At 50.8% G+C, this 19,683-nt stretch carries 21 protein-coding genes; 20 read left to right on the plus strand and 1 reads right to left on the minus strand.

The genetic code is table 11. The features are described from left to right. Window positions 1-13 precede the first annotated feature (13 nt). The 7 genes from M3212_RS04580 to M3212_RS04610 all read left to right on the plus strand — a co-directional run bounded on the left by M3212_RS04580 (window position 14) and on the right by M3212_RS04610 (window position 6,374). Entirely contained in the window at window positions 14-505 is a 492-nt protein-coding gene (locus M3212_RS04580; RefSeq protein ID WP_251192776.1) for a (2Fe-2S)-binding protein, read from the plus strand. Continuing rightward, window positions 489-2,720: a xanthine dehydrogenase family protein molybdopterin-binding subunit gene (locus tag M3212_RS04585; RefSeq protein WP_251192777.1), complete on the plus strand. Its 2,232-nt coding sequence runs from the start codon at window positions 489-491 to the stop codon at window positions 2,718-2,720. The genes M3212_RS04580 and M3212_RS04585 overlap by 17 nt, the downstream gene beginning before the upstream one ends. Window positions 2,721-2,840: 120 nt before the next feature. After that, on the plus strand, window positions 2,841-3,887 hold the full coding sequence (locus M3212_RS04590; RefSeq protein ID WP_251192778.1) for an XdhC family protein: 1,047 nt from the start codon (window positions 2,841-2,843) through the stop codon (window positions 3,885-3,887). Further along, the gene (locus tag M3212_RS04595; RefSeq protein ID WP_251192779.1) at window positions 3,880-4,503 is read left to right on the plus strand and encodes a nucleotidyltransferase family protein; all 624 of its coding nucleotides are present in this window, start codon (window positions 3,880-3,882) and stop codon (window positions 4,501-4,503) included. The genes M3212_RS04590 and M3212_RS04595 overlap by 8 nt, the downstream gene beginning before the upstream one ends. A gap of 1 nt (window position 4,504) precedes the next feature. Further along, window positions 4,505-5,065 (plus strand): UbiX family flavin prenyltransferase, encoded by a 561-nt coding sequence (locus M3212_RS04600; RefSeq protein ID WP_251192780.1) that lies wholly within the window; start codon window positions 4,505-4,507, stop codon window positions 5,063-5,065. Window positions 5,066-5,271: 206 nt separating this feature from the next. Beyond that, on the plus strand, window positions 5,272-5,868 hold the full coding sequence (locus M3212_RS04605; RefSeq protein ID WP_251192781.1) for a thymidine kinase: 597 nt from the start codon (window positions 5,272-5,274) through the stop codon (window positions 5,866-5,868). Window positions 5,869-5,921: 53 nt separating this feature from the next. Then, window positions 5,922-6,374, plus strand: coding sequence for a hypothetical protein (locus M3212_RS04610; RefSeq protein WP_251192782.1), 453 nt, complete (start codon window positions 5,922-5,924; stop codon window positions 6,372-6,374). 364 nt (window positions 6,375-6,738) lie between these two features. On the opposite strand, the gene M3212_RS04615 is transcribed toward M3212_RS04610, so the two are convergent. Then, complete coding sequence (locus tag M3212_RS04615) at window positions 6,739-8,049, minus strand: FAD-dependent oxidoreductase (RefSeq protein ID WP_251192783.1); 1,311 nt, start codon at window positions 8,047-8,049, stop codon at window positions 6,739-6,741. A 169-nt stretch (window positions 8,050-8,218) separates the two neighbouring features. On the opposite strand from M3212_RS04615, the gene prfA reads away from it, so the two are divergent. The 13 genes from prfA to wecB all read left to right on the plus strand — a co-directional run bounded on the left by prfA (window position 8,219) and on the right by wecB (window position 19,590). Next, entirely contained in the window at window positions 8,219-9,289 is a 1,071-nt protein-coding gene (prfA, locus tag M3212_RS04620; RefSeq protein WP_251192784.1) for a peptide chain release factor 1, read from the plus strand. A gap of 9 nt (window positions 9,290-9,298) precedes the next feature. After that, a complete protein-coding gene (gene prmC / locus M3212_RS04625) occupies window positions 9,299-10,156 on the plus strand; it encodes a peptide chain release factor N(5)-glutamine methyltransferase (protein WP_251192868.1) in 858 nt (285 codons plus the stop codon). An 86-nt stretch (window positions 10,157-10,242) separates the two neighbouring features. Then, window positions 10,243-10,878, plus strand: a complete 636-nt coding sequence (spoIIR, locus tag M3212_RS04630; protein ID WP_251192785.1) for a stage II sporulation protein R — start codon at window positions 10,243-10,245, stop codon at window positions 10,876-10,878. 55 nt (window positions 10,879-10,933) lie between these two features. Then, window positions 10,934-11,374: a GNAT family N-acetyltransferase gene (locus tag M3212_RS04635; protein ID WP_251192786.1), complete on the plus strand. Its 441-nt coding sequence runs from the start codon at window positions 10,934-10,936 to the stop codon at window positions 11,372-11,374. A 193-nt stretch (window positions 11,375-11,567) separates the two neighbouring features. Then, window positions 11,568-12,608, plus strand: a complete 1,041-nt coding sequence (locus M3212_RS04640) for an L-threonylcarbamoyladenylate synthase (RefSeq protein ID WP_251192787.1) — start codon at window positions 11,568-11,570, stop codon at window positions 12,606-12,608. 92 nt (window positions 12,609-12,700) lie between these two features. Next, a complete protein-coding gene (locus M3212_RS04645) occupies window positions 12,701-13,243 on the plus strand; it encodes a manganese efflux pump MntP (protein WP_251192788.1) in 543 nt (180 codons plus the stop codon). 104 nt (window positions 13,244-13,347) lie between these two features. Further along, window positions 13,348-13,821 (plus strand): low molecular weight protein arginine phosphatase, encoded by a 474-nt coding sequence (locus tag M3212_RS04650; RefSeq protein ID WP_251192789.1) that lies wholly within the window; start codon window positions 13,348-13,350, stop codon window positions 13,819-13,821. A gap of 16 nt (window positions 13,822-13,837) precedes the next feature. Next, a complete protein-coding gene (locus tag M3212_RS04655) occupies window positions 13,838-15,133 on the plus strand; it encodes a methyl-accepting chemotaxis protein (protein WP_251192790.1) in 1,296 nt (431 codons plus the stop codon). 62 nt (window positions 15,134-15,195) lie between these two features. Continuing rightward, a complete protein-coding gene (gene rpiB, locus M3212_RS04660) occupies window positions 15,196-15,633 on the plus strand; it encodes a ribose 5-phosphate isomerase B (protein WP_251192791.1) in 438 nt (145 codons plus the stop codon). A 14-nt stretch (window positions 15,634-15,647) separates the two neighbouring features. Continuing rightward, entirely contained in the window at window positions 15,648-16,256 is a 609-nt protein-coding gene (locus tag M3212_RS04665; RefSeq protein WP_251192792.1) for a TIGR01440 family protein, read from the plus strand. 102 nt (window positions 16,257-16,358) lie between these two features. Next, on the plus strand, window positions 16,359-17,600 hold the full coding sequence (gene glyA / locus M3212_RS04670) for a serine hydroxymethyltransferase (protein WP_251192793.1): 1,242 nt from the start codon (window positions 16,359-16,361) through the stop codon (window positions 17,598-17,600). Window positions 17,601-17,790: 190 nt separating this feature from the next. Then, complete coding sequence (upp, locus tag M3212_RS04675) at window positions 17,791-18,420, plus strand: uracil phosphoribosyltransferase (protein ID WP_251192794.1); 630 nt, start codon at window positions 17,791-17,793, stop codon at window positions 18,418-18,420. A 24-nt stretch (window positions 18,421-18,444) separates the two neighbouring features. Continuing rightward, window positions 18,445-19,590, plus strand: a complete 1,146-nt coding sequence (gene wecB / locus M3212_RS04680) for a non-hydrolyzing UDP-N-acetylglucosamine 2-epimerase (protein ID WP_251192795.1) — start codon at window positions 18,445-18,447, stop codon at window positions 19,588-19,590. Window positions 19,591-19,683 lie beyond the last annotated feature (93 nt).

Raw genomic sequence — 19,683 nt, forward strand, 5'->3', positions numbered from 1 at the left:
GAAGGAGGCAACAATGGACAGCAAGCAGAATATAGCGCTTCGGATAAATGGACAGGAAAAAAGCTGGAATGGTGATCCTACCCGTCCGCTTGTCAGTTATATCCGTGAAGAGGCCGGTTTAACAGGAACGAAGATTGGCTGTCAGACCGGGGAGTGCGGGGCCTGTACCGTGATGGTCGACGGGAAACCGATGATTTCATGTATTCTCCCGGTCGCTGCTGTGGCAGGAACGGAAGTTGAAACGATTGAAGGGGTCGCCGAAACAGAGACCTTTCAGCATTTGAGCGAGGCGATGATGGAAACGGGCGGCGTGCAGTGCGGCTTTTGCACTCCAGGGATTATGATGACCTTATCTGCCTACATCCAAAAGCCTGAACAATTTGCCGGCAATGTCCGCGCGGCGCTGAAAAATAATCTATGCCGCTGTACAGGATACCAAAGTATTTTCCAGGCGGTTGAGAAAGTATTGAACAAGGAGGAGAAGGCTCATGACCTCCAATCTTAAATCTCCCCATGCTCATATGAACAAGATGAGCGGGAAAACAAAATTTATTGAGGATATGAATTTACCGGGTCAAATCGTTGGTGGGATTTTGCGCAGTCCGCATCCGCATGCCAACATTGTCCGGATCGATACAACAAAGGCGAAAGCGATCGACGGCGTCGTAGCTGTCATTACAGCCGATGATGTCCCGCATCAGCCGTTTGGGCCGACGCGTTTCAAGGATTGGAATATTTTAGCGGAGGAGCGCGTGCTTTTTATCGGCGATGAAGTCGCTGCGGTCGCGGCCGAGTCGAAGGCAGCTCTTGAGGCGGCGTTAGAGGCAATTGAAGTCGAATATGAAGAACTTCCGGCGATTTTTGACGTTGACGAGGCGATGCAGGAAAACGGACCTGTTTTGCACAACAGTGCGCCGAGTAATCGGCCGATGCATCTTCAACTGGAGCGCGGCGACGTAAAAGCCGGGAAGGAACAAGCGGCGGTCGTCCGTAGCGGAACCTATGTCATCAATCCGATTTATCAAGGACATCTTGAGCCAATCGCTGCGATTGCCAGCTGGACGGAGGAAGATGGCATCACGCTGTGGGCCGGCTCGCATATCCCTTATTTGGCCCGAGAAACCTATGCCGCGGCCTTTGGCTTGCCTGAGGATAAAGTGAGAATCATCATTCCGCCCATCGGCGGCTCTTTCGGCTCGAAATATGTGCTGAAAATGCATTTAATTGCGTGCGCATTAAGCAAGGCCGCCGCCCGCCCGGTAAAGATCGTCTTAAATCGTACAGAGGATATGATCAGCGCCCATCCGCGCGTTCCGCTCAAGATGGAGGTTGAAATCGGCGCTGACGAGGAAGGGCGCTTTGTCTACAAGGATGCCATCGTCTATGCCAATGCCGGAGCACGTATTTACTGGAGTCCAAATATTGTCGCCACAGCCTGCACGCGACCGGACGGCGTCTATCATTTCCAGAACGTCCGTGCCGAAGGGCATTTATGCTATACGAACATCAGTCCAACGACTTGTATGCGTGGCTTCGGCAACGCCGAAATGCTGTTTGCTGTTGAGAGCATTATTGACGAGCTGGCGGAAGCATTGGAAATGGACCCGAGTGAAATTAGAATGAAAAACATTGTCCGTGAAAAGGATGTGACGATTCACGGCTATCAATTGGACAGCTGTAAGCTCGATCAATGTATTGAGAAAGTGAAGGAAATCTCGGGCTGGGAGCGGAAGAAAGACCTGCCGCCTAACCGCGGTCTCGGCATGGCGCTTGGCAACCATGTATCCGGCTTCCGCGGAATTGATCCGCGCTTTGAAGGCTCGACAGCCGTCATCACGCTATCCTCTGCCGGGGAGCTGATCGTCCAGACAGGGGAAATCGAGCTTGGCCAGGGGATGACGCAAACGTATGCCACTATCGCCGCAAAAGAGCTGGGAATCAGCGTTGATCAAATTCTCGTTAAGTCCGGTGATACGGAACGAAATCCGTTCGGTATCGGCACGCTCGCCTCGCGCAGTACGGTCATGGGAGGCAACGCTGTTCAACTGGCCGCAAAGGAACTGAAGAAGAAAATGCTGGAGCTCGTGAAGGAGACGACAGGAGAAGAGGGCGTGTTCTGTCACGATGGTATTCAAGCAGGCGATCGTGTCCTGACATTGAAGGAACTTGCGGCAAACTATCGCGGTCTGCATGCCGGCGACCAGCTCTCCGTCAGGGCGACGTACAGTCCGGACACCGATCGGCCGGATAAGACGTATTACGGCCATCCATCGCCAAACTATCCGTTCACCGCCCATGTAGCTGAGGTGGAAGTCGATCCGGATACAGGCCGGGTGAAGCTCGTTGGCTACTGGGCTGTCCACGATTCCGGCACAATCATTAATGAAGTCGGTGCGAAAAGCCAGGTTTATGGGGCGGTCGCGCAAGGAATCGGCTGGGTGACAATGGAGGAGCTGAAGGTGAAGGAAGGAAGAGTGCAAAATCCGACGATCATGGATTACCGGATGCCTGGGGCGGCGGACATACCGCCAATTGAAATTGCCTTTATCGACGGCTACGATCCGCATGGTCCGTTCGGTGCGAAATCAGTTGGCGAAGTCGCGATTGATCCGGTGCCGGGAGCGATTGCTAACGCAATTGCCCAGGCAATAGGAAAGCGGGGCCGGTCATTACCGCTAAATCCGGAGGCTGTTTGGCGCTTGGCTAACGACCGCGATTGAATGTCTTGAAGCACTTGAAATCTGGATGGCTGCTGGTGTCTTCTGAACGAAAGAGCCATGTTGCAGCCGTGCAGCGGCGTCTTAGCGCCCGAGTGATCAATAGAAATTGAAGGTGACGGGATGAGAGATGTTTATCAAAAGTTGAACGATGCCTTACATGAAAAAAAACGTACCGTCCTGGCCACCATTATTGATGTGAAAGGCTCTGCCTACCGCCGTGAAGGAGCGCGCGCTGTAATTGATCCCGACGGAGAGGTAACCGGGATAATTAGCGGGGGATGCGTCGAGCCTGATCTGGCTGCTCATGCGCGGAGTGTACTTCAATCAAATCATCCGAAGAAGCTTACTTATGACTTTCGCTGGTCGGAAGAGGAAGTGTGGGGGCTCGGGGTAGGCTGTAACGGGATCATTACCGTACTACTTCAGCCATTTGATCCGATCGGTGATTGGCAGGGGGCAAGCCAGCTTGCTGAGGAGCTTGGTCGGCGGTTAACGACAGATGAACCGTATGTGTGCACGACGGTGGTGGCATCGGCGAATGAGGAGCGTTATCCGCCGGGAAGCCATTGGCGCACCGCGGGCGGACAAAGCGGGACAGCGGCGCGGGCGCTACAGGAGACAGAACTGGATGGCGTCGCAGTTACGCTGTTTCATGAAGCGGTTACCCCGCAGCCACGCCTGATGATTATCGGCGCAGGACCCGATGCAGCACTGTTGGCAAAGGGGGCGTATGAGCTCGATTGGCGTGTTTCTGTCGTCGATCACCGTGAGGCCTACCTGCGATCGTATTTTGACCAGTATGAAACGGTTTTAATCGCCAGGGGAGAGTTTGCCGCGCTGCGGCCTGATGCAGCTACATACTGTATTTTGATGACTCATAATCTGGAGCTCGATCAGCTTGCCTTGCATCAGCTGCTCCCGCTGTCCTTCCCGTTTCTCGGTGTGCTTGGATCGCGCGGGCGGATCAAAATGCTGCTCGAGCGGCTGGAGGCGGCGGGGCTGCGAATTGATAAAAAATGGCTTGCGAAGCTGTATTCTCCGGTCGGACTGGAGATCGGCGCCTCTTCTCCCCAAGAAATTACTGTCAGTATCCTTAGTGAGCTGATCGCCTTTCAAAAAGGAAAACATGATCAGCCAATCGCCCATATGAGGTGGAGCTATGAGTGAGAAAAGAATTTGGATCATCATTTTAGCGGCCGGCTACTCGCGGCGGATGGGAGAGCCGAAGCTGCTTCTCCCGTTACCGAACGGGAAGCCGCTTATTACGAGGGTAGCGGCGGCAGCCTGCCGGGCAAAGGCAACAGGTGTCCTGCTCGTTTATAATGCAGATGTGCCTGCTGTCGCCACCGCTGTTGCCGATTTACCGCTTGTCACTCTTGCCAATGACGAATCCCAGGCTGGTATGAGCTCTTCCTTGAAAGTCGGCATTCAATATGTCGAGAAGCAGAATGGGGAAGCGGCGGTCATTTTACTTGGTGATCAGCCTGATATTGGGCAGGCAGCTCTCGATCAGCTGATTGAGCTTTACGAAAAGCGCCGCTATCCAATTATTCAGACGGTCTATCAGACAGCCCGTTCTCATCCGGTTCTTTTTTCTAAGGAATTATTTCCAGAGTTGCTTTCGGTAACGGGAGATCAGGGAGCGCGGCAGCTGATTCGCGAGTATCAGGAGCTCGTGCACAGTCTGCACGTAACGGCGCGGCTCCCTGAGGATATTGATACAGTCGAGGATTATCAGGCTTATTTACGCAAAAGAAAACAAAAGACAGACAAGGAAGGCTAATATGAAAAAAATTGTCGTCGGCATATCCGGAGCGAGTGGAGCCATTTACGGGATTCGAACGCTTGAAGTACTGCAAAAGCTAGGAATTGAAAGTCACGCTGTTATCAGTAATGCGGCAAAGCAAACAATTGAATATGAAACCGATTATACAGTCGAAGACGTCCGCGCTTTAGCGACGTCAGTCTACGGACAGGAAGAAATTGGCGCGGCGATCTCCAGCGGTTCTTTCAAGGTCGACGGAATGATCGTCGCTCCCTGCTCAATTAAAACGTTATCGGCGATTGCCAACAGCTTTAACGATGAACTGATTACAAGAGCGGCCGATGTTCAACTGAAGGAAAGACGGAAGCTCGTGTTGATCGTCAGGGAAACGCCCTTTAACCTAAGTCATTTACAGCATATGACGCTCATTACGCAAATGGGTGGCGTCATCCTGCCCCCGGTTCCGTCCTTTTATCATAAGCCAAAAACGATTGATGATCTTGTCAATCAGACGATCGGGAAGGCACTTGACCAATTTGATATTGACGCCCGCTTATTCCGGCGCTGGGATGGCGAATGAAGCTCGTTTGTGGCGCTTACTGATGCGGTGATCGAATGCTTTACGGTGGGCCTCGGTCTCTGGCGGCAAAACATCGCCGCATCGATTGGTAACTTCTCCCGCTGAAACAGTTCGTTTTGAACTTTCAACTGTTTGCTAAACCTGCTATAATTTTGCATGGTCATCATGACAGGTAAGGGGAAAACTTATAGCAAGGGAGATTTATTTTGGCGCAATTATTTTTTAAATACGGGGCAATGAACAGTGGGAAATCAATTGAAATTTTGAAGGTGGCTCATAATTACGAAGAGCAAAATAAGCATGTCGTCATTTTAACGTCGGGGATTGATACGCGCGATGAAGTAGGCTATGTCTCTTCCCGGATCGGTCTCAGACGTAAAGCCGTGCCGATTTTTACCGATACAGACATTTTTGAATACATTAGCGACTTGCAGCGCAGACCGGCGTGCGTGCTTGTTGATGAGTGTCAGTTTCTGAATAAGCACCATATCATCCAGCTGACGAGGATCGTCGATGAACTGGACATTCCGGTGATGGGCTTCGGCTTGAAAAACGACTTCCAAAATGAACTGTTTGAAGGCAGCAAGTATATGCTGCTTTACGCTGATAAAATTGAAGAAATGAAAACGATCTGCTGGTTTTGCGAGCGCAAAGCGAACATGGCGTTGCGCGTCGAGAATAATAAGCCCGTTTACACCGGCGAGCAAATTAAAATTGGCGGCAATGAGTCCTACTATCCGGTCTGCCGCAAGTGCTATCGCAATCCACCTTTGGGCGAAACTGACAGAGAGAATCAGGCTTGATAGGGCACCCTAATCATGCAGCCTCACTGTAGGCAGCATGGAGGTGTTTGAAGATGAAAAAAGCAAAGGCGGTTCTGCTGGCTACATTACTGCTTGTCGGCTGCGCGGGCCAGGGTGGTGGAGAGCAGGGACAGGCTGTCTCGGCTCTTGCTCCTGAAGGAAATGTCCTCTACGGTCTGTTCGGACCCGGTCCGATGATGCATAGTGGCGTCCGGCAACGGCCGACCTATTCTCATCGCGGCGAGGAAAACACAACGAGCGCCAGTTTTCGGACATTAACCAATGAACGGCAAAACCTCGGCAACGACCAATCGATTATTCATCAAGTCATTCACGACCAGTTTGGCTTTGAAATGGGAATGGTCATGATTGCCGGCAGCCATGCTTATGTAAGGGTGACTCCGCCGCCGCAGCTTGACGAGCAGCAGAAAAAAGCGGAAATGACCAAGCTGAAAAAGGCATTGCAGCAGCAGATTCCTCGTTATCAGGTGCATATTCGGGAATAGAAGCGAGGCCGGACAAAAGGGTGTTTTTTTACCCTTTTGCCCGGCCTCTAAGCAATGAGCGGAAGCTGCTGAAAAAGTACGATTTTTACTTTTTCAACAGCTTTTTAGTGATGAGCGTAACCGTTGCCTGATTTTGAAAGCCTTGCTGCGAGTGGGTTCCTCTAAGCAAGGCGCGCAACGCGCGGAGCCATTACTCTTCTTCGAGTTACGAAAAAGGAAGTTTTTCAGTGGCCTCGTTGTGAGTGGGTTTCTCACAACGGGCTTGTGGCGTGTGAAGCCATTGCCAATATTTGTCCAGCCCTTAAGTGTGTGGCTTCGGTACGAGCCGGGGCCGATCCGGTTTTGACTGCGGTCAAAGAACCTCTTACTTGCGGCGCGCCGTCTGCTGCACAGGGTCCCATACGCCGTTGTACGGCGGGGCGTAAGCGAGGTCGAGGTCTTCAAGCTCCTGCAACGTCATGCCGTGGTAAAGAGCAGTGGCGAGCACATCGAGCCGTTTATCGACACCGTCCCGTCCGATCAGCTGTGCGCCGAGTAGCAGTCCGGTGTTCGGCTGGTACAAAAGCCGGACCAGCAGCTTCTCGGCTCCCGGGTAATAGGAGGCATGCTGGGGGAGCTCGGCGGTGACTGCTTGATAGGGGATGCCGTGCTGCTCGGCTTCACGTTTGGAAAGCCCGGTTCGTCCCAGGGTAAGGGAAAAGAATTTTACGATCGAGGTTCCTACAATCCCTTTAAAGCTTCTCGGTCTACCGCTCATATTCATACCGGCAATACGGCCCTGTTTGTTGGCGTGGGTTCCAAGCGGGATGTAATCATCACGCTCCTTCAACCGATGGTACTGAGTCGCGCAGTCGCCGGCGGCATAAACCGAAGCGAGGCTTGTTTCCATAAAGGCATTTACTTTAATCGCACCGTTTTCGCTCAGCTCGATTCCGCTCCCTTTTACAAACTCAGTATTCGGTTTAACGCCAATCGCAACAAGAACGAGATCGGCCGGAAGCGTCTGCTTCTCGCTAACGACCGCCTCGACCCGTTTTTCACCGTGCAACGCCTGAACTTCCTCGTCGAACACGAGCCGGATTCCGTTTTTTTCTGCCTCGGCATGAATATGTTCGGCCAGATCGGGATCAAAGATCGTTGCCAGCTGGGAATTACGTTCAACGATTGTTACCTGCATTCCGCGGGCGACGAAATTTTCGGCCATTTCCAGTCCGATATAGCCCCCGCCGATAATCACTACATGGTCCACATCCTGCTTCAGTTCATCGAGCAGCCGCTTAGCGTCAGGAATCGTTTTCAATGTATGGACGCCAGCCAAGTTCTTTCCATCCCATGAAGGCAGGAATGGCCGGGCTCCTGTGGCGATCAACAGCTTATCATATGTAAGGTCAAATTGTTCACCGAAGACGCGCTTTGCCGATGGGTCAATCCCGGTCACCTCATGGCGGGTGCGTGCGTCAATCTTGTATTTGCTGCGAAATGTTTCGACACTGCGTGCCACGAGCTTGGCTGGATCGTCGATCAGGCCGCCAATCAAATAAGGTAGCCCGCACTGCGCGTACGAATAATCGTCACCCATTTCAAGCGTCGTCACGCTGGCCGTCGGGTCATGTCTGACTATTTGCATCGCGGCGCTCATCCCCGCGGCATCTCCGCCAATAATCACGTAGTTCATCTCGGCACCTCTTTCCTATGGTCAGAATCGTCTATGTAGTATTCCCTCTCTTTACGTAAGCTAAGCGAAAATCTTTTCCTGGACGAAACGGAGCTCACATTGACCAGGTCCCGTCGGTATACTATAATTAGACTGTTATGGACTGGAAATAGGTAATGAGGTGAAAACCGTGTTAGAGCGATTACAATCAGTAGAGGATCGTTATGATCGACTGAACGAGCTATTAAGTGATCCTGATATTATAAATGACTCAAAGAAGCTGCGCGAGTATTCGAAGGAACAGGCTGATTTGCAGGAAACGGTAGCGGCTTTCAGGGAATATAAAGAAGTGGTGGCCCAGCACCAGGATGCCCGGGCGATGCTGGAAGAGAAGCTTGATGACGAGATGTATGCGATGGTCAAGGAAGAGATTGATGAGCTGTCTGCACGCAAGCAGGAGCTGGAAGAGCGTCTTAAAGTACTTCTATTGCCGAAGGATCCTAATGATGATAAGAACGTTATCGTCGAAATCCGCGGAGCTGCCGGGGGCGATGAAGCCCAACTTTTTGCCGGGGATCTTTATAAAATGTATTCCCGCTATGCTGAATCACAAGGCTGGAAAACAGAGGTGATTGAGGCGACGGCGACCGAGCTTGGCGGCTATAAGGAAATTATTTTCACCGTCAACGGAGCTGGGGCATATTCAAAGCTGAAGTATGAGAATGGCGCCCATCGTGTCCAGCGCGTACCGCAAACCGAATCAGGCGGGCGGATTCACACGTCGACGGCAACGGTTGCTGTTTTGCCAGAGGCGGAAGAGGTCGAAGTTGAAATTCATGAGAAGGATATTCGCGTCGACACCTTTGCCTCAAGTGGACCGGGGGGACAAAGTGTGAATACGACGATGTCTGCCGTCCGGCTTACTCATCTTCCGACAGGGACGGTCGTCTCCTGTCAGGATGAAAAGTCACAGATCAAGAACAAGGAAAAAGCGATGAAGGTGCTGCGCGCCCGTGTCTATGACAAGATCCAGCGCGAGGTTCAGGCGGAATACGATGAGAATCGGAAGCTGGCTGTCGGAACAGGCGACCGCTCCGAGCGGATCCGCACGTATAATTTTCCGCAAAGCAGGGTGACAGATCACCGCATCGGTTTGACCTTGCAAAAGCTTGAACAAATTCTGCAAGGAAAGCTCGATGAAATCATCGATGCGCTGATTGTCGAAGAGCAGGCGGACGCGATGAAGCGGGCGGAGCAATAAATGAAGACAATGACACTGCATGAGGCCCTTCGCTGGGCTTCTTCTTTTTTGGAGCAACGATCATTGGAGCAGCCTGTTGCGGAGTGGCTGCTCCGCCATTATTTACAAATTGACCGGGCGCAGCTACTGATGAGATTGCACGATCCTGTTAGCGATGAACTGCTAACGAGGCTGAAACAGGATCTCGCCCGCCATGTGGAAGGGATTCCCGTTCAGCATTTAATCGGGTACGAAGAGTTTTATGGCCGCCGGTTTACGGTGAATTCCGATGTTCTGATCCCCCGGCCGGAAACGGAGGAACTCGTTCAAACTGTTCTCGGGCTTAAGGCTTCATATTTTGCCGATCGCCGCGTGACGGTCGCCGATATTGGCACTGGCAGTGGGGCGATTGCTATAACCCTTGCAATGGAAGATCCGAAGCTTAACCTGTACGCGGTTGATATTTCTGAAGCGGCTTTAACGGTTGCCAAAAAAAATGCCACCGAGCTTGGCGCTTCTGTTTCGTTTTTACACGGTGATTTGCTGGAGCCCCTGTTTGAGCGTGAGCTAAGAATGGATATTGTCGTTTCCAATCCACCTTATATTCCACTGGCAGAGGAAGAGGAGCTGGCTGTTCATGTCAAAGAGCACGAGCCTCATCTCGCCCTGTTCGGTGGAGACGACGGCCTTGTTCTGTATCGTCGGATGGTCAGCCGGCTTCCCGCTGTTGTGAAGGATGAAGCAATCATTGCTTTTGAAGTCGGCGTCGGTCAGGCCGAGGCTGTTAGAGAGATGCTGCAGCAAGCTTTTCCAATAGCAGAGACAGAAATCCGCCGCGATATCAACGGAAAAGAGCGGATCGTGCTCGCTTACGGGCAGCTGCGCTAAAAGCGGCTAGGTTTTTTGTCGAAGACTGATAGGTTTAAAGAAGCACGACCCTGGCGACAATGGGTGTTGAAAGGGTGGTGCTTCAAATGAAACCAACAGTTATTATTTATCTATTATTCTCGTTATTTGTCCTAGTATTGAGCTGGGAGGAGCAAAGCGCTAAGGCTGTTGCCACATTGCATCAGGAGATCAGTGCCGAAGAGGCGATTCGTTTACGAATTCTCGGCAACAGCGACGCAATCGGTGATCAGGCGGTAAAGCGGGCGATTCGCGACCAGGTCAACGAGGCGATCAGCGAATGGGCCGTTGAACTTGATAGTGTGGAGGAAGCGAAGGACGTCATTTCGTCCAATCTATCGGCGATTGAAGAGATCGTTGCCGAAGAGCTGGAGCGGGCCGGTCTTGAGCAGACGTATCATGTTGAATTTACCGACGTTCAGTTTCCGACGAAGCTGTATGGGAATCTTGTTTATCCAGCGGGTGTTTATGATGCTGTGCTCATTACCCTCGGTGAAGGAAAAGGAGAGAATTGGTGGTGTGTCTTATTTCCGCCGCTCTGTTTTCTGGAGATGGCCAACGGGGAAGCGGTAGAAAGCGCACAGGATACCGGAAGTGAAAGTGAGCAGGAAGAGGAAGCGGAAGATGAAGTCGAGGTTGCATTCTTTGTTGTCGAGTTATTTTCAAGTCTCTTTGACCGGATCTTTTCTTCTGAACAGGCATAATGTGTACAAGCCATGCATATAGCTCTAGTAAGCAGATGATGAAAGGGTGAAAGGCATGAGCATCGTCGTTCGGAGAGCTGAAGCGAAGGATTTGCTTTCCATTCAGTATCTGATTGCGAAAGCGGGATTGCGTGAAGACGGCATCGAGCAGAACCTGGACGGATTTCTCGTCGTGTTAAATGAGGAGAACCAGCTCATTGGCACGGTCGGCATTGAACAGTACGAACGGGACGGGCTTTTACGTTCACTCGTCCTCGATTCAAATATTTGGAACGCACAGCTGACCTTGGAGTTTTTGCAACTCGTGTTGCAATATGCCAAGGAGCAGGAGCTTGATAAAATCTATCTTTGCTCAAAAGGAACAAATACGTTGTTTCAACAGCTCGGTTTTCGGGAAGTGAAGGAGAAGGAAGTGCCTGAGACGGTTCAGGCTTCGGCTCATTATCAGCGCAACATCGGACTTGATACAAAGCTATGGGCATGTGAATTAGTATAACTTATTAACAAGTTATCCACAGGAGTGGATAACTTGTTTTTTTCATTTTAACCAATTAAGACAGGAAGGAAAAAGGGAAAAACAGGTAAATGGCCAAATGTCTTGATTTGGCGGTTTTTTTGCTGAAAAAACAGCGTCTGATTGACATCCGCAATCATCCTCTGCAAAATGGAGAGGATAGGAGCGATGAAATGTGAGTTATGAACATACGGAGTATTGGATTGTGGATAAAAATATCAATCAGGAGCGAACAAAGGCGCAAATAAACGAAGCCGGGATGTGGATAAAAAAAGGAGAGGTTGTCGCCTTCCCGACAGAGACGGTTTACGGTCTCGGGGCGAACGCTTTCGATGAACAGGCCGTCCGGAAAATATTTGCGGCCAAGGGCCGGCCGAGCGACAATCCGCTGATCGTGCATATTGCCGAGCGTCAACAGCTCGATCAGCTGGTGACGGATGTATCACCACAGGCGGAAAGGCTGATTGCCCGCTTTTGGCCGGGACCGCTGACACTCATTTTCAAGAAAAAAACGGCGGTCGCGCCAAGCGTAACAGCAGGGCTCGACACGGTCGCTGTCAGAATGCCCGATCATCCTGTCGCCAGCGCGTTGCTTCAGGCGGCGGGCGTCCCTGTTGCGGCGCCAAGCGCCAACCTATCTGGGAAGCCAAGCCCGACATCGGCAGCTCACGTTCGTCATGATCTCGATCATAAAATTGCCGGGATCGTCGACGGAGGGAAAACCGGCGTCGGATTGGAATCAACCGTCCTTGATTGTTCAGGACAAGTACCTGTTCTCTACCGCCCCGGCGGTGTAACAAGGGAGGAAATTGAAGCAGAAATCGGCCCGGTTAGCCTCGATCTTGCGCTTCATTCAGAGCAGGAAACCCCAATGTCGCCAGGGATGAAGTATACGCATTATGCCCCTGCCGGCACGCTCTGGCTCGTGCCGGACCGTTCGCGCATTACGGAACTGGTCGCGCGTTCCAAGGCAGAAGGAAAGCGCGTCGGCGTTCTAACGACAATTGAGCGTCAGCCCGATTATCAGGCCGATCTCGTCATCGCCTGTGGAAAAAGAAGCAGCCTGGCAACGGTGGCCGCTGACTTGTATGAGAGCTTACGCGCCTTCGATCATGCGGCAGTGGAAGTCATTTATGCAGAAACGTTCCCGGCTGAAGGCGTCGGAATTGCGATTATGAACCGGCTGGAAAAGGCCGCCGCGGGAAGAATGCTGTAAGCAAGGCCGCCCCACCACTTACACTCCTACACATGTTTGGTTTTGGACGTGCATAGAGTAGAGAGAGCATGTCTGTAATGAGGAGTGGTGGGATGAGCGAATGGGTCGCGTTATTTATTATGGCTAGTGCGCTCGGGATGGACGCATTTTCGGTGTCGCTTGGACTTGGAATGCTGGGGCTGCGGCTGCGGCAAGTTTTTCAAATCGGTTTTACGATCGGGATCTTTCATATGATTATGCCGCTGTTAGGGGTTGCTGCCGGAAAAATGCTATCGAGTTATTTTAGTATGCTGGCCACCTTTATTGGCGGCGGCTTGCTTTTTTTGATCGGTTTGCAAATGGTGAGCTCCGCTTTCAGAGCGAATCAGGAATCGACGTTAAAGCCACATGGGCTTGGACTGTTTCTTTTTGCGCTGAGCGTCAGTCTTGACAGCTTCTCGGCCGGACTTGGCTTAGGCATGCTCGGAGCGAAAACCTTGCTCACCGTGGTGATGTTCGGAGCGGCGAGCATGCTTCTTGCCTGGATCGGCTTAATGATGGGACGCAGGTTTCAGCATTATATCGGTGCCTATGGCGAGCTGTTGGGCGGCTGCATCTTAATCGGCTTCGGCATCAGGCTGTTTTTGCCGATATAAGACCGGCTTTATCGATCGCCCGTGTACCGTTTTTAGTGTGAATGTGATAAGATGGAACTAGACAGAAAAATGAAAAAGAAAAGTGTTTTTAGGGAGTAATATTGATGGATGAACAGGAGTTGATAGCCTTGTTAAAAAAGAAGATTTTATTTGTGTGTACCGGCAATACGTGCCGTAGTCCAATGGCTGAAGCCCTGCTGCGCAGCCGTACCGCTGAAGTTGAAGTGAGGTCGGCGGGCATTCATGCATTGCCGAGCATGCCGGCATCAGACGGAACAAGGGCGATCCTGGAGGAAAAGGCGATATCGCCGGATCATACCTCTCAGGCTGTGTCTGCTGATTTATTGAACTGGGCGGACCTTGTTCTGACGATGACCAGATCTCACAAAGAGGCCATTCAGCTTCTCTTTCCTGAGTTAAGTGAACATGTTCACACATTGAAGGAATTTGTCGATGACGAGTCAGAGGAGGTCGATATCGTCGATCCGATTGGCGGGTCGCTTGAGGACTACCGGCACACAGCGAAAGAAATTGAGAACTGCTTGGACAAGTTAACACACAAACTAGCGAATTTGTGAAAGGTGGAGACATGAGGTGGGGGAAAAAAAGAGCTATCGGGCCAGCATCAGAAAAAAGCTGGTTATTGGAATTAGTGGTTTAGCCGTTGTGACATTTGGGTTTAGTGCTATTTTTATTTTTGTTTTAGCTGATCTGTTGGAAGGGAGCCTTGGGATTAGTCGCGAGGCCTTTATCGTCTTTACATTAATAAAAGGTGTGTTCTGGAGCGGCGTACTCGGCTACCTGTTCGCGCCATTAATTACAAAGCCGATTAAAGAAATTGAACAGGCGGCGCGGCTGGCGGCTGCCGGCAATATCCAGCACGATATAAAAGTATCGAAGTCCGATGATGAAATCAGATCGCTCGGGCTTGCTTACAACGAAATGTTGAGAAGCCTGCGCCATATGGTTAAGGACATTGATGATAACTTTAATGAAACAAATAAGAAAGTGAATGAAATTACAAGCGCCTCTGAAATCGCCGCTTCAAAAGCGTCGCAAATCGGTTTGACGATGGATGAAATTGCGCAGGGGGCCGAAAATTCGGCGAACGCAATACAAAATACGGCCGAGTCGATGGAGGATGTGGCGCAAATTGCTGAAAGTGTACAAATGCGTGCCAATACATCAAAGGAATCATCAGAGGCAATGGTACATACGCTAACGGAAAGCAGAAAGGTTGTCGATTCTCTCGTTCAGGGCATCAAGCAGCTTGCGCAGGATAATGAAAAGTCACTGACGGTTGTCGGCAGGCTGGAAACCCAGGCGAAGGAAGTCGGCGATATTATTTCGCTCGTGGGCGATATCGCCGGACAGACGAATCTGCTTGCTTTAAATGCTTCGATCGAAGCGGCGCGCGCCGGCGAACAGGGAAAAGGCTTTGCGGTTGTCGCCGATGAAGTGCGGAAGCTGGCTGATGAAAGCGCCCAGGCGGTTCAGGGGATTACAGACTTGATTCACAATATCCAGTCCGAGGTAAAAAATGTCGTCGAGCAAATCGGTGAACAAGTAAAAGTGGCAAATGAGCAGTCAGAGCATGGAACAAAAACAAACGAAGCGATCAGCGAAGTGGAAAGGTCGGTTCATGAGGTTGCCGCTGTTATCGCCGAAATTTCGCGGATGATTGACCGGCAGATGGAATCGATTAAGAAGACGACGCATGAATCCCAGGAAGTCGCTGCGATTGCCGAAGAAACTTCAGCCGGTTCAACTGAGATTTCTTCAATGACAGAACAGCAGTCAAGCGTGATTCGTGAAATGGCCGGAACTGCTCATGAGCTTTCTGAACAGGCGAAAAAGCTGAAAGCGACGATTGGAAAATTTACAATATAAAAAGAGCTTTCTGAGAAGTTCTTATGCTCGATGAATATTTGGAAGCAGATGGAGTGATTTTAATGAAAGTAGCAATTGGTTCAGATCATGGTGGGATTCAAATTCGTGAGGAAATCAAAAAGTTGATGGATGAGCTTGGTATCGAGTATCGGGACTTCGGTTGTGAATGTGATACATCGGTTGATTATCCCGACTATGCGATCCCGGTCGCGGAAAAGGTCGCAAGCGGCGAGTTTGATCGCGGAATTCTGATTTGCGGTACAGGAATCGGGATGTCGATTGCCGCCAACAAGGTGAAAGGCATCCGCTGCGCACTCGTGCATGACTGCTTTAGTGCGAAGGCGACGCGCGAGCATAACGACAGCAACGTTCTGGCGATGGGAGAACGCGTCATCGGTGCCGGTCTTGCGCGTGAAATTGCGACGATCTGGCTGCAGACAGACTATGAAGGAGGCCGGCACGAACGTCGTGTTGGCAAGATTACTGAGTACGAAGCGTAATCAAGGAGGCTTTTATGAATGCGTCAACAGAATTGATTGAGCGGCAGGTCCTTGACGTGCTGGCGGATTTGCATCAGGCGATGCCTTTAACGGAGGATGTCCTGCTTGTCATCGGGACAAGCACCAGTGAAGTTATCGGTGCAAAAATTGGTTCAAATGGATCCGAGGAAGTGGCGGCGGCGATTTATCGTGCTTTAGCGCAGCAGCATGAACAAACCGGGGTCCAGCTTGCCTTTCAATGCTGTGAACACTTAAATCGCGCTCTTGTCGTCGAAAGAAAGACGGCAAGAGCGCGCGGCTATGAGATCGTCTCCGCCGTCCCGGTCCGTGAGGCCGGCGGCGCGATGGCGGCGTATGCCTTCCGCAAGATGCGCGATCCTGTTCTCGTCGAAGAAATTTCGTGCGAGGCCGGGATTGATATAGGCGATACATTGATCGGCATGCATTTGAAAAAGGTGGCAATTCCGGTCAGAGGCTCGGTAAAGATGATTGGTGCGGCACATGTAACGATGGCGGTGACAAGACCGAAATTAATTGGCGGTGGCCGGGCTGTCTATGTCCGTGATGGATTGCCGAAGGATAGCAAATGCGACTTTGGTGAACAAAAAAAGAAATTTGAATGATTTCGTACGGAAATAAACCTCAAAATGTGATAAGATAAAAGCGGAAGAATAGTTTTTTTGATCGAATGACGAAAGTTAATGGATTGGGAAGGGGAATGGAGAATGTCATTACAAAAGCAAGACCCGAACGTATTTGCAGCAATTCAACAGGAATTGGGGCGTCAACGCGACAAGATTGAATTGATTGCTTCAGAGAACTTTGTTAGTCCGGCAGTCATGGAAGCGCAAGGCTCTGTGTTAACGAACAAATATGCGGAAGGGTATCCAGGGCGCCGTTACTACGGTGGCTGTGAATATGTGGATATTGTCGAGGATTTAGCGAGAGACCGTGCAAAAGAGATCTTTGGTGCTGAATATGTCAATGTGCAGCCTCACTCCGGAGCACAGGCGAATATGGCGGTTTATTTTACGATCCTCGAGCCGGGCGATACAGTCCTCGGAATGAATTTGTCTCATGGCGGACATTTAACCCACGGAAGTCCGGTTAACTTCAGCGGCGTGCTTTATAATTTCGTAGAATATGGTGTCGATAAAGATACGCAGCGCCTTGACTATAACGAGCTGCAAAAGCTGGCGGAGACCCATAAGCCGAAGCTGATCGTCGCTGGAGCGAGTGCTTACCCACGTGAAATCGATTTTGCCAAATTCCGTGAAATTGCTGACAGTGTAGGTGCCTATTTAATGGTTGATATGGCTCACATCGCCGGTCTTGTAGCGGCAGGTCTGCATCCTAACCCGGTGCCGCACGCCCATTTTGTCACGACAACGACTCATAAGACGCTTCGCGGTCCGCGCGGCGGAATGATTCTTTGCAAAGAAGAGTTCGGTAAGAAAATTGATAAGTCGATTTTCCCGGGAATTCAAGGTGGTCCTCTCATGCATGTGATTGCCGCCAAAGCAGTTGCCTTCGGAGAAGCGTTGTCACCTGATTTTAAAACATATGCTCAGGCCATTAAGACGAACGCCAAGCGCTTGGGAGAAAAGCTTGTCAGCGAAGGAATCAATCTCGTCTCAGGCGGTACGGATAATCATTTGCTTTTGCTTGATTTGCGTTCCCTTAACTTGACAGGAAAAGTAGCCGAGAAGGCCCTTGATGAAGTTGGAATTACTACGAATAAAAATACAATTCCGTTTGATCCTGAAAGCCCGTTTGTAACAAGCGGGATCCGGATCGGAACGGCTGCTGCGACATCGCGCGGCTTTGATGAAGAAGCAATGGATGAAATCGGCGCGATCATTGCGTTAACGCTTAAGAATATTGAAAATGAAGAGAAGCTGGAAGAAGCACGTTCACGCGTAGCGGCGTTAACGGCCAAATTCCCGATGTACGAGCATTTAGGATAAAATTTACTCAGCCTGTGTTGTTCCTCATGAGCAATGCAGGCTTTTTTTGCAAACAGGTAGCCTTTACAGAAGCAATCGTTCAAGGAAAAGCTGATTTAAGATTCTTGTCGATTCGGCTTGCTAAGTAGTAGTCATTCAAGTAGAATTTTCAAAGAGTGATGTTAAAAGAACGGAAAAGGAGCCGAAGTAGATGAGCAAAGTTTTTGTATTTGACCACCCTTTAATTCAACATAAATTGACGTACATACGTGATAAATCAACCGGGACAAAGGAGTTCCGGGAGCTTGTCGATGAAGTGGCGGGATTGATGGCCTTTGAGATCACGCGCGATTTGCCATTGAAGGATGTCACTGTGGAAACGCCAGTCGGACAAGCTGCTTCAAAAAAAATCGCCGGGAAGAAATTAGGACTAGTGCCGATCCTTCGGGCAGGACTTGGAATGACCGATGGTATTTTACGGATGATTCCGGCCGCGCGGGTCGGGCATGTCGGCCTTTATCGTGATCCGGAAACGCTGAAGCCGGTTGAATATTATGTGAAGCTGCCCGCTGATGTCAAGGAGAGAGAGTTTATCGTGATTGATCCGATGCTTGCCACAGGCGGTTCGGCAGTTGAAGCGATTAACAGCTTGAAGAAGCGTGGCGCAAGATCAATAAAGCTGATGTGTCTTGTCGCCGCTCCAGAGGGAGTGGAAGCGGTGCAGGAGGCACATCCGGATGTTGATATTTTCCTGGCGGCATTGGATGAGAAATTGAATGAGAAGGGCTACATCGTACCTGGTTTGGGAGACGCGGGAGATCGTTTGTTTGGAACGAAATAGGACGTCAACTGGAGGAGCGCAATCATGAAAAAGAAAGTGAAAGTATTAACGGTATTTGGCACGAGGCCAGAGGCAATTAAAATGTCACCGCTCGTGTTGGAACTGAAAAAGCACGAAGACGAGATTGAGTCATTTGTGACGGTCACCGGCCAGCATCGCGAAATGCTCGATCAAGTTCTCGATATTTTTCAAGTCGTGCCAGATTATGATTTGAATATTATGAAGGCGCGGCAGACGTTGGCGGATGTCACGACGAATGCTTTGCTCGGTCTCGACGGAACGATGAAAGAGCTTCAGCCTGATATCGTACTTGTCCACGGTGATACGACGACAACATTCGTGGCGAGCCTTGCCGCTTTTTACAACCAGATCGCCATCGGCCATGTCGAAGCAGGACTGCGGACGTTTAATAAGTATTCACCTTTTCCGGAAGAGGCGAACCGTCAGCTGACAGGGGTGCTGACAGATCTCCATTTTGCGCCGACGCGGCAGGCGGCCAAGCATTTGCTGGCTGAAAACAAAGCAGAGGATGCCATCTTTATAACGGGGAATACAGCAATTGATGCCTTGAAAACAACGGTCAGTGAGACGTATGAGCATGAGATTCTGACAAAGGTTGGCAACAGCCGTCTTGTGCTTCTTACGGCTCACCGCCGGGAGAATCTCGGCCAGCCGATGAAGAACATTTTCAAGGCGGTGCACCGTCTCGTTGAAGCACATCCTGATGTTCAGGTTGTCTACCCGGTTCATTTAAATCCGGCTGTCCGTGAAATAGCCGGAGAGATCCTTGGCGATCATGAAAGAATTCATTTGATTGAGCCGCTCGGTGTGGTCGATTTTCACAACTTCGCCGCCAAGGCGGAAATTATTTTGACCGATTCAGGCGGCGTGCAGGAAGAGGCGCCATCTCTCGGAACGCCCGTCCTTGTGCTGCGTGATACGACCGAACGGCCGGAAGGCATTGAAGCGGGAACGCTGAAGCTCGCCGGGACCGATGAGGACGATGTCTTTAACATGGCGCATGAGCTGCTGACAAACGGCGAAGCGTACGAGCAAATGGCGAGAGCTTCGAATCCATACGGAGATGGTCAGGCGTCGGCCCGAATCGTCGAAGCGATTCTTTACCATTTCGGTCACCGTCCAACCCGCCCAACCCCATTTAACCCATGAAAAAGGCGCATTACCCTTTTTCATGGGTTTTGCTATGAGCGGAGCCTCTGCCAAAAAAACAGTCCGAAAAAGGGTTTGGCGGACTGTGAGCAG

The sequence above is a fragment of the Halalkalibacter oceani genome, from assembly GCF_023715705.1.
Taxonomy (GTDB): domain Bacteria; phylum Bacillota; class Bacilli; order Bacillales; family Bacillaceae_D; genus Halalkalibacter; species Halalkalibacter oceani_A.

Bases quoted from the DNA above. Each gene is read 5' to 3' on its own strand.
- M3212_RS04580 (WP_251192776.1), top strand. From the start codon at position 14: ATGGACAGCAAGCAGAATATAGCGCTTCGGATAAATGGACAGGAAAAA.
- M3212_RS04585 (WP_251192777.1), top strand. From the start codon at position 489: ATGACCTCCAATCTTAAATCTCCCCATGCTCATATGAACAAGATGAGC.
- M3212_RS04590 (WP_251192778.1), top strand. From the start codon at position 2,841: ATGAGAGATGTTTATCAAAAGTTGAACGATGCCTTACATGAAAAAAAA.
- M3212_RS04595 (WP_251192779.1), top strand. From the start codon at position 3,880: ATGAGTGAGAAAAGAATTTGGATCATCATTTTAGCGGCCGGCTACTCG.
- M3212_RS04600 (WP_251192780.1), top strand. From the start codon at position 4,505: ATGAAAAAAATTGTCGTCGGCATATCCGGAGCGAGTGGAGCCATTTAC.
- M3212_RS04610 (WP_251192782.1), top strand. From the start codon at position 5,922: ATGAAAAAAGCAAAGGCGGTTCTGCTGGCTACATTACTGCTTGTCGGC.
- M3212_RS04615 (WP_251192783.1), bottom strand. From the start codon at position 8,049: ATGAACTACGTGATTATTGGCGGAGATGCCGCGGGGATGAGCGCCGCG.
- prmC (WP_251192868.1), top strand. From the start codon at position 9,299: ATGACACTGCATGAGGCCCTTCGCTGGGCTTCTTCTTTTTTGGAGCAA.
- spoIIR (WP_251192785.1), top strand. From the start codon at position 10,243: ATGAAACCAACAGTTATTATTTATCTATTATTCTCGTTATTTGTCCTA.
- M3212_RS04635 (WP_251192786.1), top strand. From the start codon at position 10,934: ATGAGCATCGTCGTTCGGAGAGCTGAAGCGAAGGATTTGCTTTCCATT.
- M3212_RS04645 (WP_251192788.1), top strand. From the start codon at position 12,701: ATGAGCGAATGGGTCGCGTTATTTATTATGGCTAGTGCGCTCGGGATG.
- M3212_RS04650 (WP_251192789.1), top strand. From the start codon at position 13,348: ATGGATGAACAGGAGTTGATAGCCTTGTTAAAAAAGAAGATTTTATTT.
- rpiB (WP_251192791.1), top strand. From the start codon at position 15,196: ATGAAAGTAGCAATTGGTTCAGATCATGGTGGGATTCAAATTCGTGAG.
- M3212_RS04665 (WP_251192792.1), top strand. From the start codon at position 15,648: ATGAATGCGTCAACAGAATTGATTGAGCGGCAGGTCCTTGACGTGCTG.
- glyA (WP_251192793.1), top strand. From the start codon at position 16,359: ATGTCATTACAAAAGCAAGACCCGAACGTATTTGCAGCAATTCAACAG.
- upp (WP_251192794.1), top strand. From the start codon at position 17,791: ATGAGCAAAGTTTTTGTATTTGACCACCCTTTAATTCAACATAAATTG.
- wecB (WP_251192795.1), top strand. From the start codon at position 18,445: ATGAAAAAGAAAGTGAAAGTATTAACGGTATTTGGCACGAGGCCAGAG.